The 14,627-nt window shown below is 70.5% G+C and carries 16 protein-coding genes, 1 tRNA gene and 1 pseudogene; 11 read left to right on the top strand and 7 right to left on the bottom strand.

Annotation, left to right across the window (positions count from 1 at the left end; all coding sequences use genetic code 11):
• Positions 1–208 precede the first annotated feature (208 nt).
• The gene (locus ACFWUY_RS21145; RefSeq protein WP_384110741.1) at positions 209–1,087 is read left to right on the top strand and encodes a Yip1 family protein; all 879 of its coding nucleotides are present in this window, start codon (positions 209–211) and stop codon (positions 1,085–1,087) included.
• Between the two features lie 61 nt (positions 1,088–1,148).
• Here the strand turns inward: ACFWUY_RS21145 and ACFWUY_RS21140 are convergent, their stop codons facing one another.
• Both ACFWUY_RS21140 and dcd read right to left on the bottom strand, forming a co-directional pair.
• Positions 1,149–1,646 carry a phosphoribosyltransferase gene (locus ACFWUY_RS21140; protein ID WP_384110738.1) on the bottom strand — a complete coding sequence of 166 codons (498 nt, stop codon included), beginning with the start codon at positions 1,644–1,646 and terminating at the stop codon, positions 1,149–1,151.
• A gap of 13 nt (positions 1,647–1,659) precedes the next feature.
• Positions 1,660–2,235, bottom strand: coding sequence for a dCTP deaminase (gene dcd, locus ACFWUY_RS21135; protein ID WP_030209939.1), 576 nt, complete (start codon positions 2,233–2,235; stop codon positions 1,660–1,662).
• Between the two features lie 401 nt (positions 2,236–2,636).
• Here dcd and ACFWUY_RS21130 point away from each other — a divergent pair.
• Together ACFWUY_RS21130 and ACFWUY_RS21125 are read left to right on the top strand one after the other, a co-directional pair.
• A tRNA-Gly gene (locus ACFWUY_RS21130) sits at positions 2,637–2,707 on the top strand.
• Between the two features lie 182 nt (positions 2,708–2,889).
• A complete protein-coding gene (locus ACFWUY_RS21125; protein ID WP_384110735.1) occupies positions 2,890–3,321 on the top strand; it encodes a hypothetical protein in 432 nt (143 codons plus the stop codon).
• A 250-nt stretch (positions 3,322–3,571) separates the two neighbouring features.
• On the opposite strand, the gene ACFWUY_RS21120 is transcribed toward ACFWUY_RS21125, so the two are convergent.
• Positions 3,572–4,174 (bottom strand): DUF4253 domain-containing protein, encoded by a 603-nt coding sequence (locus ACFWUY_RS21120; protein ID WP_384110732.1) that lies wholly within the window; start codon positions 4,172–4,174, stop codon positions 3,572–3,574.
• A gap of 559 nt (positions 4,175–4,733) precedes the next feature.
• The gene (locus tag ACFWUY_RS21115) at positions 4,734–6,977 is read right to left on the bottom strand and encodes a LuxR C-terminal-related transcriptional regulator (protein WP_384110729.1); all 2,244 of its coding nucleotides are present in this window, start codon (positions 6,975–6,977) and stop codon (positions 4,734–4,736) included.
• Between the two features lie 193 nt (positions 6,978–7,170).
• Between ACFWUY_RS21115 and ACFWUY_RS21110 the strand changes: the two genes are divergently transcribed.
• The 4 genes and pseudogenes from ACFWUY_RS21110 to ACFWUY_RS21095 all read left to right on the top strand — a co-directional run bounded on the left by ACFWUY_RS21110 (position 7,171) and on the right by ACFWUY_RS21095 (position 9,840).
• Entirely contained in the window at positions 7,171–7,848 is a 678-nt protein-coding gene (locus tag ACFWUY_RS21110) for an esterase/lipase family protein (RefSeq protein WP_384110724.1), read from the top strand.
• Positions 7,849–7,985: 137 nt separating this feature from the next.
• Positions 7,986–8,620: pseudogene (locus ACFWUY_RS21105) on the top strand (sensor histidine kinase); the annotation flags it as partial.
• Positions 8,621–8,828: 208 nt separating this feature from the next.
• Positions 8,829–9,050, top strand: a complete 222-nt coding sequence (locus ACFWUY_RS21100; RefSeq protein WP_384110721.1) for a hypothetical protein — start codon at positions 8,829–8,831, stop codon at positions 9,048–9,050.
• 406 nt (positions 9,051–9,456) lie between these two features.
• On the top strand, positions 9,457–9,840 hold the full coding sequence (locus tag ACFWUY_RS21095) for a hypothetical protein (protein WP_384110719.1): 384 nt from the start codon (positions 9,457–9,459) through the stop codon (positions 9,838–9,840).
• Positions 9,841–9,930: 90 nt separating this feature from the next.
• Here the strand turns inward: ACFWUY_RS21095 and ACFWUY_RS21090 are convergent, their stop codons facing one another.
• The 3 genes from ACFWUY_RS21090 to ACFWUY_RS21080 all read right to left on the bottom strand — a co-directional run bounded on the left by ACFWUY_RS21090 (position 9,931) and on the right by ACFWUY_RS21080 (position 12,259).
• Entirely contained in the window at positions 9,931–11,412 is a 1,482-nt protein-coding gene (locus tag ACFWUY_RS21090) for a UDP-N-acetylmuramoyl-L-alanyl-D-glutamate--2,6-diaminopimelate ligase (protein ID WP_384110716.1), read from the bottom strand.
• Between the two features lie 117 nt (positions 11,413–11,529).
• The gene (locus tag ACFWUY_RS21085; RefSeq protein ID WP_384110713.1) at positions 11,530–11,682 is read right to left on the bottom strand and encodes a hypothetical protein; all 153 of its coding nucleotides are present in this window, start codon (positions 11,680–11,682) and stop codon (positions 11,530–11,532) included.
• A gap of 142 nt (positions 11,683–11,824) precedes the next feature.
• Positions 11,825–12,259 (bottom strand): DUF5994 family protein, encoded by a 435-nt coding sequence (locus ACFWUY_RS21080; RefSeq protein ID WP_384110710.1) that lies wholly within the window; start codon positions 12,257–12,259, stop codon positions 11,825–11,827.
• A gap of 365 nt (positions 12,260–12,624) precedes the next feature.
• Here ACFWUY_RS21080 and ACFWUY_RS21075 point away from each other — a divergent pair, with 365 nt between their 5' ends.
• The 4 genes from ACFWUY_RS21075 (at position 12,625) to ACFWUY_RS21060 (ending at position 14,303) form a co-directional block, all read left to right on the top strand.
• Entirely contained in the window at positions 12,625–13,179 is a 555-nt protein-coding gene (locus ACFWUY_RS21075; protein WP_384110708.1) for a DUF5994 family protein, read from the top strand.
• Between the two features lie 4 nt (positions 13,180–13,183).
• Positions 13,184–13,393: a hypothetical protein gene (locus ACFWUY_RS21070; RefSeq protein ID WP_384110705.1), complete on the top strand. Its 210-nt coding sequence runs from the start codon at positions 13,184–13,186 to the stop codon at positions 13,391–13,393.
• 105 nt (positions 13,394–13,498) lie between these two features.
• Positions 13,499–13,804 (top strand): hypothetical protein, encoded by a 306-nt coding sequence (locus tag ACFWUY_RS21065; RefSeq protein ID WP_384110703.1) that lies wholly within the window; start codon positions 13,499–13,501, stop codon positions 13,802–13,804.
• Between the two features lie 295 nt (positions 13,805–14,099).
• Entirely contained in the window at positions 14,100–14,303 is a 204-nt protein-coding gene (locus ACFWUY_RS21060; RefSeq protein WP_285341619.1) for a cold-shock protein, read from the top strand.
• Positions 14,304–14,627 lie beyond the last annotated feature (324 nt).

Genomic DNA, 14,627 nt, shown 5'->3' with positions numbered 1-14,627 from the left:
GGGGGGGCGCCCGTGGGGTTCCCCCCCTGGGCCCGGACCCGGGGGTTGGCCGACTGCCCCGCCCTACTCGCGGGGTCGCCGCCCCCCCCCGGGCGGGGGGGGGGCGCCCCTTCCGCACGTCCGGCGGCCCCCTAGGGGATGTCACAGCTCAGTGGCAAGGAGCGGCCCGAGGAGCGCTCGCACGGCGGAAGCGGGTACGTTCGACGACGTGGCTGGATTCAGGAACGGACGCGGCAGGGACAACCGCCCCCCGCAACAACAACCGCAGCAGGCGCCGTACGGGTACAACGCGGCCCCGCCGCCGTACCCGCAGCAGCAGTGGCCCCAGCAGGGCCCGGGTCAGGGCGGCCCGGCGCCGTACGGGCAGCAGCCGGGCGGACAGCAGCGGCCTTACGGTGAGGAGCCGGAGTACTTCGGCGAGCCGTACGGCCGGCCGCAGCACCCGCACGCGGCGACGGCGAACAACCCGGGCCACACCCAGATGTTCAGCGTCGACGACCCGTACGCCCAGCCCGGGGAGTACCAGGCGCCCCCCGCACCGACGGGCCCCCGGCTCCGCTGGCAGGCGCTCCTGAGCGGCATCGTGCTCCGCCCCTCGGACACCTTCCTGCGGATGCGGGACCACGCCGTCTGGGGCCCGGCGCTGATCGTGGCCTTCCTCTACGGACTGCTCGCGATCTTCGGCTTCGACACGGCGCGCGAAGAGGCGATCAACGCGACCCTGTCGACGGCGGTCCCGTACGTCCTGATGACCGGCCTCGGCTTCGTCGTCGGCGGACTCATCCTGGGCGCGGTCACCCACACCCTGGCGCGCCAGCTGGGCGGCGACGGGGCCTGGCAGCCGACCGTGGGCCTCTCGATGCTGATCATGTCGATCACGGACGCGCCCCGGCTGGTCTTCGCGCTCTTCCTGGGCGGCGAGAACGGCCTCGTGCAGGTGATCGGCTGGCTGACCTGGCTGGCGGCGGGAGCGCTCTTCACCGTGATGGTGAGCCGCTCGCACGACCTGCCCTGGCCGAAGGCCCTGGGCGCGTCGGCGATCCAGCTGGTGGCCCTGCTGAGCCTGATCAAGCTGGGCACGCTGTAAGAGGCACACGTACGGAAGAAGGCCCCCACCGCAAGCGGTGGGGGCCTTCTTCGTGATCGGCTCAGGCGTCGAGGACCTGGCCCTCGCGCTTCACGACCGGCGGCTCGACCGACCAGGGGAAGTTGATCCACTCGTCGGTCTTCTTCCACACGTACTCGCACTTCACGAGGGAGTGCGACTTCTCGTAGATGACGGCCGAACGGACCTCGGCGACGTGGTCGACGCAGAAGTCGTGGACGAGCTTGAGGGTCTTGCCGGTGTCCGCGACGTCGTCGGCGATCAGCACCTTCTTGTCGCTGAAGTCGATCGCGTTCGGGACGGGCGCCAGCATGACCGGCATCTCCAGCGTCGTCCCCACCCCCGTGTAGAACTCGACGTTCACGAGGTGGATGTTCTTGCAGTCCAGGGCGTAGGCCAGGCCGCCGGCGACGAAGACGCCGCCGCGGGCGATGGACAGCACGACGTCGGGCTCGTAGCCGTCGTCGGCGACGGCCTGCGCCAGCTCACGGACGGCGCGTCCGAAACCCTCGTACGTCAGGTTCTCGCGTACTTCACTCATGCCTGCGACCGCCTCACACCTGGGTCCGATGGAAGTTCATGAACGAACGGGAGGCCGTCGGCCCCCGCTGGCCCTGGTAACGGGAGCCGTACCGCTCGCTCCCGTACGGGAACTCGGCGGGCGAGCTCAGCCGGAACATGCAGAGCTGCCCGATCTTCATGCCCGGCCAGAGCTTGATCGGCAGGGTGGCGAGGTTCGACAGCTCCAGGGTCACGTGCCCGGAGAACCCGGGGTCGATGAAGCCGGCCGTCGAATGCGTGACCAGCCCGAGCCGCCCCAGAGAACTCTTCCCTTCCAGCCGCGACGCGATGTCGTCCGGGAGGGTGATGACCTCGTAGGTCGACGCGAGCACGAACTCGCCGGGGTGGAGGATGAACGCCTCGTCACCCTCGGGCTCGACCTCACGGGTCAGGTCCAGCTGCTCGACGGCGGGGTCGATGTGGGGGTGACGGTGGTTCTCGAACACCCGGAAGAAGCGGTCAAGCCTCACGTCGATGCTCGAGGGCTGCACCATGGATTCGTCGTACGGGTCGATGCGCACCCGTCCGGCATCGATCTCGGCCCGGATGTCCTTGTCTGAGAGAAGCACGCCCCCACGATACGCAGAGGGCGCGGACCTGCCCCAATCGGCAGGCGTCCGCGCCCCGGCACCCGTCAGCGCCGTCCGAGCTCCACCGGCACCGCGTGCCGCAGCCGCGCACAGCGCGGACACCGGATGAGCCGCCCCGGCCCGATCCGCGCGGACCCGAGCTGCTGAAGCGGGAACGAGGCGGTACTGAACACGTGCCCTTCGGCACAACGGACGACGGTGCGCTCCATGGAACCCATCAAGTCCCTTCCCCTACACACATGCTGGACGAGCAGCCACATTAGGGGATGAAGGGGGCGCCCTCCGGACGGCACTCCGTGCGCGAAAAGGCGGGAGCTTCGTCTCAAGTGGCGCATGGGGTACAGTGTGCAACGATGCGGCACGGATCACACGGCCGTTGTGCGGATGTAGTTTAATGGTAGAACATGAGCTTCCCAAGCTTATAGCGCGGGTTCGATTCCCGTCATCCGCTCTTGAACGAAGCCCCAGGTCAGAGACCTGGGGCTTCGTTGTTGTCCAGACCTGTTGGGGCGCATGCCATTCGCGTGCCATCAGGGACCTGTTCAGGGTCGGTACGGCGTAAGGAAGCAGCCCCGCCGGCTTCGGGCCCCCAACCGATTGCCCTCGGCACCTGGCACGGTGTGGCATGGGGGCATGAGCAGAATGGCGCAGATCATCGTGCTGGCGCGATACGAGGACGAGGTGATGGAGCCGCTGACGCGGCCGGACGAGGCCCGCACCTGGCACGGCTGCTTCGTGCAGGTCCCCTGGTTCGTAGGGGGCTGGCACATCGAGTTCGAGCGGTGGGACCGGCGCAGGGGCGTGCTCAAGGACCTGGAGTCCCTGCCGTGGAACGAGCCGGCCTGCGTGCAGGTCATGCTGCACGACGAGGACGACGACCTGTTCGGTCTGTGGATGTTCCGCGGCGGAGTCCTCGTCGAAGTGGGCATCCCCGGGACCCAGCGGGTGCACATCGCTGCCCCGCCGGGGGACGTGGACCCCGGCTTCCTGGTCCGGACCGGTCTGGGCAGGGGAGAGGACCGGCACTCGCCAGAGCACGTACAAGACCCGCGGTCGTGCTGGTGACCCGGCGCGGACCGGCGCCGGACAGGTACCGAAGTCGCCGTTCCCGGTCCTGCCCGGGGGCCGGACCGGGCTTCATCTGGATCCGAACACGATCGGCCGTACGAGCCCCGGTCGACGGCCTGCCGATGCTCCGGCCGGACGAGCCGGTCTTCGAGGCGATGCCCCGTGGTTGGCAGACCACCAGCTCACGCGGAACCGATCGCCCGGGTGAGTTTCCCCTGCGAACCCGTTCCGCGCCGAGCCGTCCGGCTCAGTCCCACCAGAGGGACCACATCGTCGAACGGGCCATGCCGTCCCCGGTTCTGATCGCGTCCTGCACCGTGTCGCCGCAGTAGGCGAACAGCTCTGTGGTGGCCTGCGCGGCGCCCTGTGGGTCCAGGGGCGGTCGGTCGACCACCAGCTCCAGGTAGGGGCCTGTGGCGAAGAACAGCTGTGCGCCCCACTGCTCCTGCCAGCGGCGCAGGAGAGCCGCGTCATCAAGGGGAGTCAGGAACCGGCCGCCGTGCCCGAACCAGTTCTGATTGTTGTACAGGCAGGGGAGAAGCACGGGCACCTCGTAACCGCCCCGCGCAGCCACGAAGTTGATCCACCGCATGCCGCTGAAAGAGATACTGCGATCGATGGCCCACCGCGGCACCCCCAGCCTCGGCCCCACCACCGCCGGGCCGAGCAGTGGTGCCAGACGGTCGGGATCGTAGTCGTCCCGCCAGCCCTGGAAGTCCTCGTCATCGAAGGGGAGGCCCTGGGTCGACCACCGGAAGCTCGAGACCACGACCGACGCGGCCCGGGCGTCGTGGTCTTGACGGACGGCCTCAGCGGCCGAACGCCCCACTCGGCCGTGTCGCAGCCCCATTTGTCGTGGTGGGCGGCCTCCTCTTCCGGTGAGGCGGTCGTGACATAGGGCCACCAGCCGGTCTCTCCGTGCCCGCGCCGCCCAACCTCCCACGCGTCCCGGGCTCGCTCGGACGGCACGCGCACTCCGACGATGTCGACGCCCGTTTCTGTCACGGCCCGCGCGGCCTCGCCCTCGGGGAACGACTCCCGTAGGAGAAGCAGGAGCTCATCGGCGGGGAGAGCGGGCGGGCGAAGGAACGGCGTCATGAACCCAGGACCCTAGAGGGCATCGGTACAGACCGCGCCGCCATTTTCCTCGACGTACGCGCACCGGGCATCAGCCAAGGAGGACGGCCACAGATCCGCCGGCGCCCCAGCGGCTGCGGAGGAACGTGCCCCCTTCATGCCCTTCAGGGCGGTGAACAGGGGTCGCCACGGATGCCTCGAAGGCAGCCAGAGAAGCCGTTCCAACAGGTGTTCTCAGAGGTCAGATGCCGGATGATCGCGGCAGGTGGGTGATTCCCAAGCTTGTAGCGCGGGTGCGATTCCCGTCATCCGCTCCATAGCGAAGCCCCAGGTCAGCGGCCTGGGGCTTCGTCGTTGTCCGGACCTCTAAGGGTGCCTGCCGTGCCCTGTGCGTCGACAAGGCGCGCGAGTTCCACCCGCGACGAGATGCCGAGGCGGACGTAGACGCCACGAAGGTGGTGGTCGATCGTGCGGGGACTGAGAACCATCCGGATCGCGATCTCGCGATTCGTCGCTCCGTCCGCCACCATCCTCGCGATCAGGGTCTGCTGTGCGGTGAGCGCGCCGAGAGCCGCCGCTGCCGGGAGGCGGGCGCACCGGGCCGTATCGCCGAGTGCGCGCAGCTCCGCCTCCGCATGCCGCGCGCTGGGCAGGGCCCCGAACTGCTCGAACGCCTGGAGCGCCGCACGCAGTCGGTCCCGCGCCTCCGTGGCACGCCGCATCCGCCGGAGGGCGATGCCGTACAGCAACTCGGTCCGCGCGCGTTCGAGGTGACGGCCGTCCGCGTCGTGCAGGTCCAGGGCGTCACGGTAGTGGGCGAGGGCCTCCCCGCCGGAGGCGAGCAGGGCCCGGCAGCGAGCCGCGAGGGCCAGATGCCCCGGGCTGGCGACGGTGCCCGCCCAGCGTGTGTAGCCGACGGCCGCCGCGGCCGCGGCGGCCGGTTCACCGGCGCGGACGGCGGCCTCCACATAGTGCGGGGTGGAGAGCAGCCGAATCGCCGGATGCCCGTGCCCGGGGCCGAGGCGGGCCAGGGTGCGCAGCTGGGAGGCGGCCTCGGCGGGGCGGCCCTGCGTGAGGTCGAGGTAGGCGAGCGCCCAGAGGCTGAGCGCCGTGGCGAGCCCGATGCCGTGCTCCGCCGCGTACGTCCGGGCCTGCCGGGCGCGGTCCCGGCACGTGGTGGTGTCGCCCTGGACCGCGGCCAGCAGGGCGAGGCCGGCCAGGATGTGGCAGGCGACGTTGTCCTGGCCGGTTTCGCGGGCGAGGCGGTGCGCGTCGACCGCGGTGACCGTCGCGGCGCCGAGGCGCCCGTTCCACGCCTCGGCGTACGCGCGGAACTCCAGCAGCCGGGGCAGGGCGGCGTGTTCGCCCTGGGCGCGGGCGGCGGACTCGGCCCGGTGCGCCACGGCCAGGGCGAGGCCGTCGTCGCCGAGGTAGAGCGCGGCCAGCGCCGCGTGCACCAGCACGGTGGGGTCGTCGCCGTGCCGGGCGAGGGACACGGCTTCACGGAGCCGGACGGCGGCCTCGGCGTAGCGGCCACGTACGGCGGAGGCGATCCCGGTGAGTCCGGCGAGCAGGGCGCGGGCGGCGGGAGCGGACGGGGGCGGGCTCTTCCGGGCGAGGACCGCGGCCTGGTGGCAGCGCTGCAGGTCGCCGGTGTAGTGGCCGACTTCGGCGGCGTACGCGAGGGCGTACGCGGCGGTCGCGGGGGCGGCGAAGGCGTAGCCCGCAGGCGTACCGCCGGTCGCCGAACGCCCCGCGCCGGTCACGGCGTACGCCCCCCGCGCGCCGGCGAAAGCCGAGGTCGCCGCCTCGGCAAGGTCGTCGTAGGCATCGGGGGCATGCCCGGAGCGCAAGGTGACCAGGCCGCGCAGCAGCCGCACGCGGGGATCCGTGCCGGGAGCCGTGCGTTCCGCGGCGGCGAGGAGGCAGCGTGCCCGGTCGGGCCGGCCGCCGTGCCAGGCGTGGAGGGCGGCACGGGCGAGGGCGGCGTGGCGGACGGCGGTGTCGGGGCTGAGGAGCGCGGAGCGTTCCGCGTGGTGGGCAGCGGTCGCCGGGTCGGGGGCGGGTGCGCCGGCCAGGGCGCGGGCGAGGCGGCTGCTCGGGCCGAGGGAGGCGCAGGCACGATGCCAGTTCCACGGGCCGGGCTCGGTCCTCGGGTCGAGGACGAGCGCCAGCGACCGGTGGGCGAGGCGCCGCTCCTCGGGTCCGGCGCTGTCATACACCACGTCCCGTACCAGCGGGTCGGTGAAGACGAGACCGGCGGCGGTGGAGCGGATGAGGCCGGCCTCCTCGGCGGGTTCGAGGTCCGTGGGCTCGTGCCCGGCGGCGACCACCGCGCGGTCGAACGCCCGGCTCTCCACGGGGTGCTGGTCGGCGGCGGCGAGCAGCAGCAGTCGGCGCGTGGCGGCCGGCAGCCGGGCGAGGCGGGCGCGGTGCTGTTCCGTGGCCAGCAGCCGGCGGGTCAGCGGATCCGGCAGCGGGTCGAGGCCGGCGCGTTCACGCGCGGTGAGCGCGGCGGTGAACTCGGCCGCCGCGCGCGCGTCGCCGTACACCGCGAGCCGGATGCGAACGCTCACGCCGTCCTGCGACAGCCCGGGGGCGCACTCACCCGACTGTTGTCCCGGCGCACCCGCGCTGCGTGGCCCAACTGGCATGTCTCGTAACGCTAGAGCTAAGTTACCGGCGTGTAAAGACCGGTGAAACAGCCGATGGCCGTGGCGTCGCGCCGCCCTCACTCTGGGGCTCCCCCAGCGAGTGAGAGGAACCCCGATGCGACGATTCACCCGTGCGCTCTCCGCCGCCGCGGCCTGTGCCGCGGCGGCGGCCGTCCTGCTGCCTGCGGCCCCGGCCCAGGCGGCGGTGCCCGATCCGGTTCTGTTCGTCCACGGATACAAGGGCGGCGCGTGGAACTTCAACGAGATGGTCTCCGACTTCAAGGCGTCCGGCTGGCCGGCCGACCGGCTGTACGCGATGTCGTACAACCCGTTCCAGTCGAACGAGACGACCGCCGCGCAGATCCGCGATCAGGTCAACGCGCTGCGCGCCCGCACCGGCGCGGCGAAGGTGGACGTCGTCACCCACTCGATGGGCGGCCTGGGCTCGCGCTGGTACCTGAAGTTCCTCGGCGGCACCTCGTACGTCGACGACTGGGTGTCCCTGGGCGGCCCGAACCACGGCACGAACGCGGCACAGGTCTGCGACTGGGCGCTCGCGTCGTGCAAGGAGATGGCGACGGGCAGCACCTTCCTGACCGCGCTCAACAGCGGCGACGAGACGCCCGGGGCCGTCAACTACGGGACCTTCTGGTCCACGTGCGACGAGTTGATCAATCCGGACTCGAGCACGGTCCTGTCCGGCGCGAGCAACACCAACGTGGGGTGTGTGGAGCACGCGTGGCTGCTGGTCAGCGAGAACGTCTCGCAGCTGACGCGGAACTTCGTCAGATGACGCGAGCCGTCACCGAGTGAGCCCCGGAGGCGGAGGGCTGTCGCCCCAGGGCCGTCCTCCGCCCGGGTGTCTCGGCCCGGGACCAGGTCCCGGGTCCGTCTCGTGCGAAGGACCCGGTGAGCAGGCGACGGCGTCCCGCCGCCTACAGCCCGTACCGGGTGGCGGCACTGGCGGCGCTACCGGTGTCGGTCGTCCTGGCCGGCACCTCGGGGAATTCGGTGACACCGATCGTCCCCAACGAGTACATCGCCCCGCTGATCCTGGCCCGATGGCCGTGGCCACCGTCGGCCTGCGTACCTGGAAACTCCGGACCGACGAGGGGCGCGCCCGGCTGTCCGCCCTGGAGCACGAACAGGCCGAGGAGCTGTGCCGGGCGGTCGAGCACGAGCGGGCCAGGATCGCTCGCGAACTGCACGACGTCGTCACTCACGACGTCAGCGTGATGTTCATCCCGGCAGGCGCCGCCCACAAGATCATGAAAACCTCCTCCGAGGGGGCCAAAGAGGCGCTGCTCGCCGTCGAAGCGGCCGGGGGGGCCGCCATGACCGAGCTGCGCCACGTCGTGGGCCTGCTCACCATGGCCGAGGGGAGCGAGGGGACGGACGAAGGCCAGGATCTGGCCGGCACTTCGGCGGAGCTCACCCCGCAACCGGGCCTGGACCAGTTGGAAACACCGGTCGGACGGGCCCGGGACACCGGACTGCCCGTCGACCTGACCGTGACCGGCCCGGTCCGGCCCCTCCCTCCCGGCCTCGAACTCGCCGCCTACGAGACAGGGCTGGTCAGAGGCGACGCCCAGGCTCAGGTGCCGCGTGGTTCCCAAGCTTATGGCGCGGGTTCGATTCCCGTCATCCGCTCCACAGCAACAGCCCCGGGTCAGCGACCTGGGGCTGTTGCTTTTCGGCGAGACCCTTCTCAGCTACCGCGCGCTGCGGACGTGAACGGCCGTAGCGGATGTGCGTGGGCTCATACTGGTGGCAATGACAAAGCCAAGTGCTCCGAAGCGCTTTTTGCCCACCAGCCCCTTCAAAGCCCCGGTCACGCTGCCTCCTAAGCAGTTCGCCGTAGGCGACCAGGTCACACACGACGTGCACGGCCTCGGCCGGGTCACCGGCATCGAGGATGGGATCGCGGCGGTCGTGGATTTCGGCTCGGCGCAAGAGCGGATCGTGAGTCCGTACGCCAAGATGAGCAAGCTGTAGGACCGCCGTGCCCGGTCACGGCACACCAGATCCGTTCATGGACCCGCAATGAAGAGGACCCCTCTCATCGACCTGACCTCGCCGTTCTCCGCTCCGGAAGGGGCGCCCCCCTGCGCCGCCGCAGCATCACCGCGTCCCACCACAAATCCCTTCCAGGCGCCCGACTTCGGGGAGATCGAAACCTTCCTGTTCGACGAGGACGCGCAAGCGTCCGCCTCTGGCACGAGTGCGGCTCGACGCGGGGCAGGCTAGCTCCCACTCGTGACGATGGCTTCGGCATCGGGCCACGAGGCGTATCCGTTTCCGTCTCCATCCACGGCGTGTGCCGACCAGCTCCGTGCGGGTGCGACGGACTCTGATCCGTCACCGGACGAGGCGGCGATGAGCGGCGCATGCGCATGGCGGCATGGATGAGGTCGGCCACGAACAGCACGATGCCGACGAGGAGCAGGAGGAGGAGCCCGTCGACGACGGCGCCGATGATGCCGAGCGCGATGCTGGTGTCGACGTAGATCGCTTCCAGGCTCTGGCAGCGTGCCCCAGCCGTGCCCTTCAGAGCGGTGAACAGCGGTCGACACGGGCGTCTCGGGAGCGGCGAGGAATGCCATTCCAAGGAGCGTTTCCGCAGGTCAGACCACAGATGATCGAGACGGGCGTCGGTGATTTTCAAGCTTATGGCGCGGGTTCGATTCCCGTCATCCGCTCTTACGAGAAGGCCCAGGTCAGCGACCTGGGCCTTCTTTGTTGTCTGCATCGAGCGATTCAGGAACAGCACTCGCAACCGGGGTGACAGCCATAAGCGTTCTGGTGGAAGCGTCGTCGCTTCCACCCAGCACCACGAGCACGCGGTCACAGCACTGGCCGGTGGGACATACCGGCCCTAGGTCTGGGCCAGTTCGCGCACCGTGGCCATATCGCTGAAGGGGAGCAGCTTCTCGCCGACGATCTGGTGGGGTTCGCTGCCCTTGCCGGCGATCAGGACCGTGTCGTCGGGGCCCGCCTCGGACAGGGCGAAGGCGATCGCCCGGCGGCGGTCGGTGTAGCGCCGGAAGGGGGTGCCGGTCGCCGTGAGGCCGGGGGCGACCTGGTCCAGGATGGCCTCGGGGTCCTCGTTGCGGGGGTTGTCCGAGGTCAGGACACAGAGGTCGGAATGGGTCCCGGCGATCTGACCCATCTCGGCCCGTTTGGTGGTGTCGCGGTCTCCGCCGCAGCCGAAGACCGTGATCACCCGGCCGCGGGTGAAGCCCCGGAGGGTGGTCAGGACCTTGTCCAGGGAGTCCGGCGAGTGGGCGTAGTCCACGATCACCGACGTGCCCAGCGGGGTCCGGAAGCGTTCCATCCGGCCCGGGACGGGCGGCATCCGGTCGAGCGCGTCGACCAGCGGGCCCAGCTCGTGCCCCAGCACGTGGCAGGCCGCCACCGTGGCCAGCGCGTTGGCCACCGAGAACCGGCCGGGGACGGGGATCGAGGCCGGGTGGGCGCGTCCGTCGTGGTGGAGGGTGAACCGTGTACCCGAGGCACTCACCACGAGGTCGGTGGCCCGGTAGTCGGCCGGGCGGTCCAGGGCGTAGGTGGTCACGGCACCCGGCATCATCGACACGATGGACGCGCCCACCGGGTCGTCGGCGTTGACCACCGCACGTCGGCACAGGCCCTGGAAGAGCCGCAGCTTGGCGTCCCGGTAGTCCGCCATCGTCCCGTGGTCGTCCAGGTGGTCCTGCGTCAGGTTGGTGAAGACCCCGACGTCGATGAACGTACGGTCCACCCGGTGCGTCAGCAGCGCCATCGAGGTGGCCTCCAGCACCACGCCGGCCGCCCCGCGGTCGCGCATGCACCCCAGCAGGTACTGCAGGTCGGGGGATTCAGGCGTGGTCAGAACCGATGGCGGCATGGGGATCGGCTCGTCGCCGATCCTGCTTCCGGCGGTTCCGATCACCCCCACCTTGGCGCCCTCGGCGATGCGGAGGACGGACTCGATCATGTACGAGACGGAGGTCTTCCCGTTGGTGCCGGTGATCGCCACCATGTCCATCTGCCGCCCGGGCTCGCCGAAGTAACGGGAGGTGACCACCGCGGCGGCCGTCCGCGTGTCGGGTACCCGGACGGCGCAGGTGCCCGGGGGCCATACCCCGGTCGGCAGGGCGGGTCCGCTGCCGTCGACGAGGACGGCGGCGGCGCCCCGGGCCAGGGCGGGCGAGACGGAGCCGGGGCCGCCCTCCCGGTGCCCGGGTACGGCGATGAAGAGCGAGCCCGGCGTCACCCGGTCGGCGTCGAAGGTGGTCCCCGCGGTGATCAGCGTCGTGTCCGGATCACCCTGGAGAACGTGGTGCTCCTGCCCGGCCAGCAATGCGCTCAGCTTCACAATGATCCCTTCGAGGGGGCTCGGGCCCGGGCGTGCGGCCGTAGCCAGGCGGCAGCGCCGGCGGCATGCCGGGAAGCTGCTGTGGTGATGTGGAGCGGAGGCGCGAAGCGCGAAGCGCTAACCGTGGCCGTGCAGGGCGGTACGGCGCGTCTTGGGCGCCGCGGCGAGGGCCGCACCGGTCGGGTCGACGACGGTCGGAACCCCGGCGGCCGGACGCATCTCGGAGGCGGCCTGCTGCAGGCACCGCCTCGAGGAACGTGTGCGGCCCATGGGCCGAGTGTACGGCTCGCTCAGCGGCCCGCAGACCCCCGCTGTCGGCGGGTGAAGGCCACCGGTCCGTCTACAAGGGTGACCGGCGTGGACGAGGGCTGCCCCCTCGGTCGGTCGGGGGCTCAGCGGCGGGCCGGCTGGATCATGCCGACTCCTTGCGGTCGGTCACCGGTTCGGGAAGCGTGGCGAGAAGGATTTCGGCGGCCTGGGCGACGTTGTCCGCGGCGACCGCACGGGCCGTCGCCGCTCGGGCCGCATCCGCCGTGGCGTGCGGCGGGACCACCAACAGGGCGAAGTGGTCGTTGTCGCCACGGGTGATGAGGACGGTGTCGTCACCGACGGGAAACGAGTCCAGATGGACGACCTGGCCGTCGATGACCAGGCGCGTCGGGACCTTCTCCCAGGCGTCGCCGTCCAGGCCGGCTCTCGTGATGGGGCCGAGGTGTGCGGTGAGCGCCTCGATCAGGGTGGGCGGCTCGGTCGCGACGTCCCGGGAACGGGGCCACCAGGCACCGTCGAGGACGCCTTCGCGGGAGTGCGTCGTCTCCAGCCTCAGCAGGGCCGTGCCGGGCCTCACCGCTCAATGGATCTCGTCCGGAAGGAGCTTCCGAGGGGTGGGGGTGTCAGATTCGGCCATGAGTGGTCCGCCTGCCTGCGCGGGGCCGCCGACACCTCATAGCCGACGATTCACCGCCGTGGTCTCACGGTACTCCGCGTGCCTGCGATCACGACTCCACGTGCCTGCGATCACGCCCGCGAGCATCGGCCCGGCGCTGTTCCCGGTCGGAAATCGCCTGGTCAGAACCCGCTCGTCCGACCACAGCGCGGAGTACGCTGAAGGTACCGGGAGTAAGTCGAGCACCCGCTCCCACGCGGACGTCGTTTCCGGCGATCAAAACACTGGGCCGCCCTGCGGGGCGGCCCGGAGACGGGTCCGCGATCATGACCACTGTCGTCGCTCCCATCATCTCGGCGCGCCTGTCGCTGACACCTGAGACCACCCTCGCCGGCCAGTTGGACGGCGCTTGGTGGCCCGAGTCACGCGACCTCGAAGCCGGGCTTCCGTCACTGATCGACGCGCTGGAGGGCCGCTTCGGGCGCATCACGCGCGTCACGGTGAACCCCACCCGCTGGCCCGTCGTCCCGCACAAGGTCCCCGTCACCGGGCACACCGTTCACGTGGGCTGGTTCACCGAACAGGATCCCGACAAGATGATCCTGCTCTCCTACGCCGTCGGCCGCTGCGACCTGCTGGTGATCCCGCCCGAGACCGAACCCGCCGCGGCCGCCCGCCTCATGACCGCCGCCGCCACCCCCGGCAGCGTCCTCACCGCCGACGCTCTGATGACCGACGAGGCCGCGACCGGCCGTCGCACGCGGGACGCCCGAAGCAGCGAGGCCACCTGGGAGACGGACGGCGGGGCCGCCCCGCCGCCGCTCCGGCACCCGGTCGTCGGAGCACGGATGATCCCGCTCCGCCCGAACCCGCGGAGGTGACGTCATGGAGACCCTGATCGCGCTCGCGGCAGTCGCCCTGCTGATCACGCTCGGCATGCGCCTGATCCACCGGCTCAACGCCCAGCACGCCGCACGCATCGAAGCCCACCACTTCAGCGACCCCTACCCGGTCATCTTCCGGCCGCCCGGCAACAGCCACCACACGCCGACAGGGAAAGCCCCCAGCCGCGGGCTCACGGGCACCTGGCCCTGACCGACCTCGGACCACTCCTCCGACCGAAGGCCGCGGGCGGGGCACCCGACACCCGGGACAACCCACCCGCCGGCCTCTCGCCCGCCCGTGAAGGGACCACGCACCTTGTACCCCACCGAGCACGAGACGCTGCCGCAGACAGGACGCACCGAGATCCGCATCGTCGCCGCCTCTCCCGAGGCCGCCCGCGCGGTCGCCTCAGCGATCCGCCGTTCCTTCGCCGGAACGGAACAGCGCAGTTACCCGGCCCCCGACGGCGGCACCCGGCTCCACTTCACCGTCGACACCGGATCCGCTGCCGAACCCGCACGGTCCTGGCTGACCACGAGCAGGCTGCTCACCGGTGCCGGCACTCACGTGGAGACAGTCGTAAACACGTGTGACGCTCCGGAAGGGCGGCCTCGGTACTGAACTCGGAGTACATGAATACCTGCGCTGGCGGCCTGAGAATTTAACGGCCATCGCGGAGAGAGTTTTTGTCGGCGACACACAGGGGGGAAATGTTCGACGCACACGGGCCGCGGGGACGTGCTACTGTCGAAACCAGTTGCAGTTTTGGTACCCAAAAACTTCGAGCGCCTCCTGCCGGCCGCGTGCCGCACGGAAGCGCTTTGTATTTCCGGTCATTTTCCGGGCAGGGCATCATCGCGGCGACACGGCGTCCGTACGGTACGGATGCCGTTGTACTGCCCAAAGGAGATATGACATGGCTGCTGGCACCGTGAAGTGGTTCAACGCGGAAAAGGGTTTCGGCTTCATCGAGCAGGACGGTGGCGGCGCTGACGTGTTCGCCCACTTCTCGAACATCGCCGCCCAGGGCTTCCGCGAGCTCCAGGAGGGCCAGAAGGTCACCTTCGACATCGCGCAGGGCCAGAAGGGCCCGACGGCCGAGAACATCGTTCCCGCCTGACGCTGACGCGTAATACGTAGCTGGGGCCCGCATCCCTCGGGGTGCGGGCCCCAGCTGCGTGCGTTTCGCAGGTCTTTTACCTGAACCTGCGCCACCCGCATTCCTTTCGCTCGCCCGCTTGCGTGTCGACATTTATTCGACCCGATCCAAGCCGCTTGCTTTCGCATCCCATTCGGCCCGTGCCTGTGATTCCCAACGCTGTTCATTCGCTGCCGGAATTCCTCGATACGCGCCGTATCAAGGAAGGTTCTGTATGAACCCCACGCGCACGAACAGCCGCTCTTCTCGCACCCGCCGCAGCGGCGGCCACGCGTACGACTCCTC

The sequence above is a fragment of the Streptomyces sp. NPDC058664 genome, assembly GCF_042716635.1.
Taxonomy (GTDB): domain Bacteria; phylum Actinomycetota; class Actinomycetes; order Streptomycetales; family Streptomycetaceae; genus Streptomyces.
This window is presented reverse-complemented; position numbering and strand designations above follow the sequence as displayed.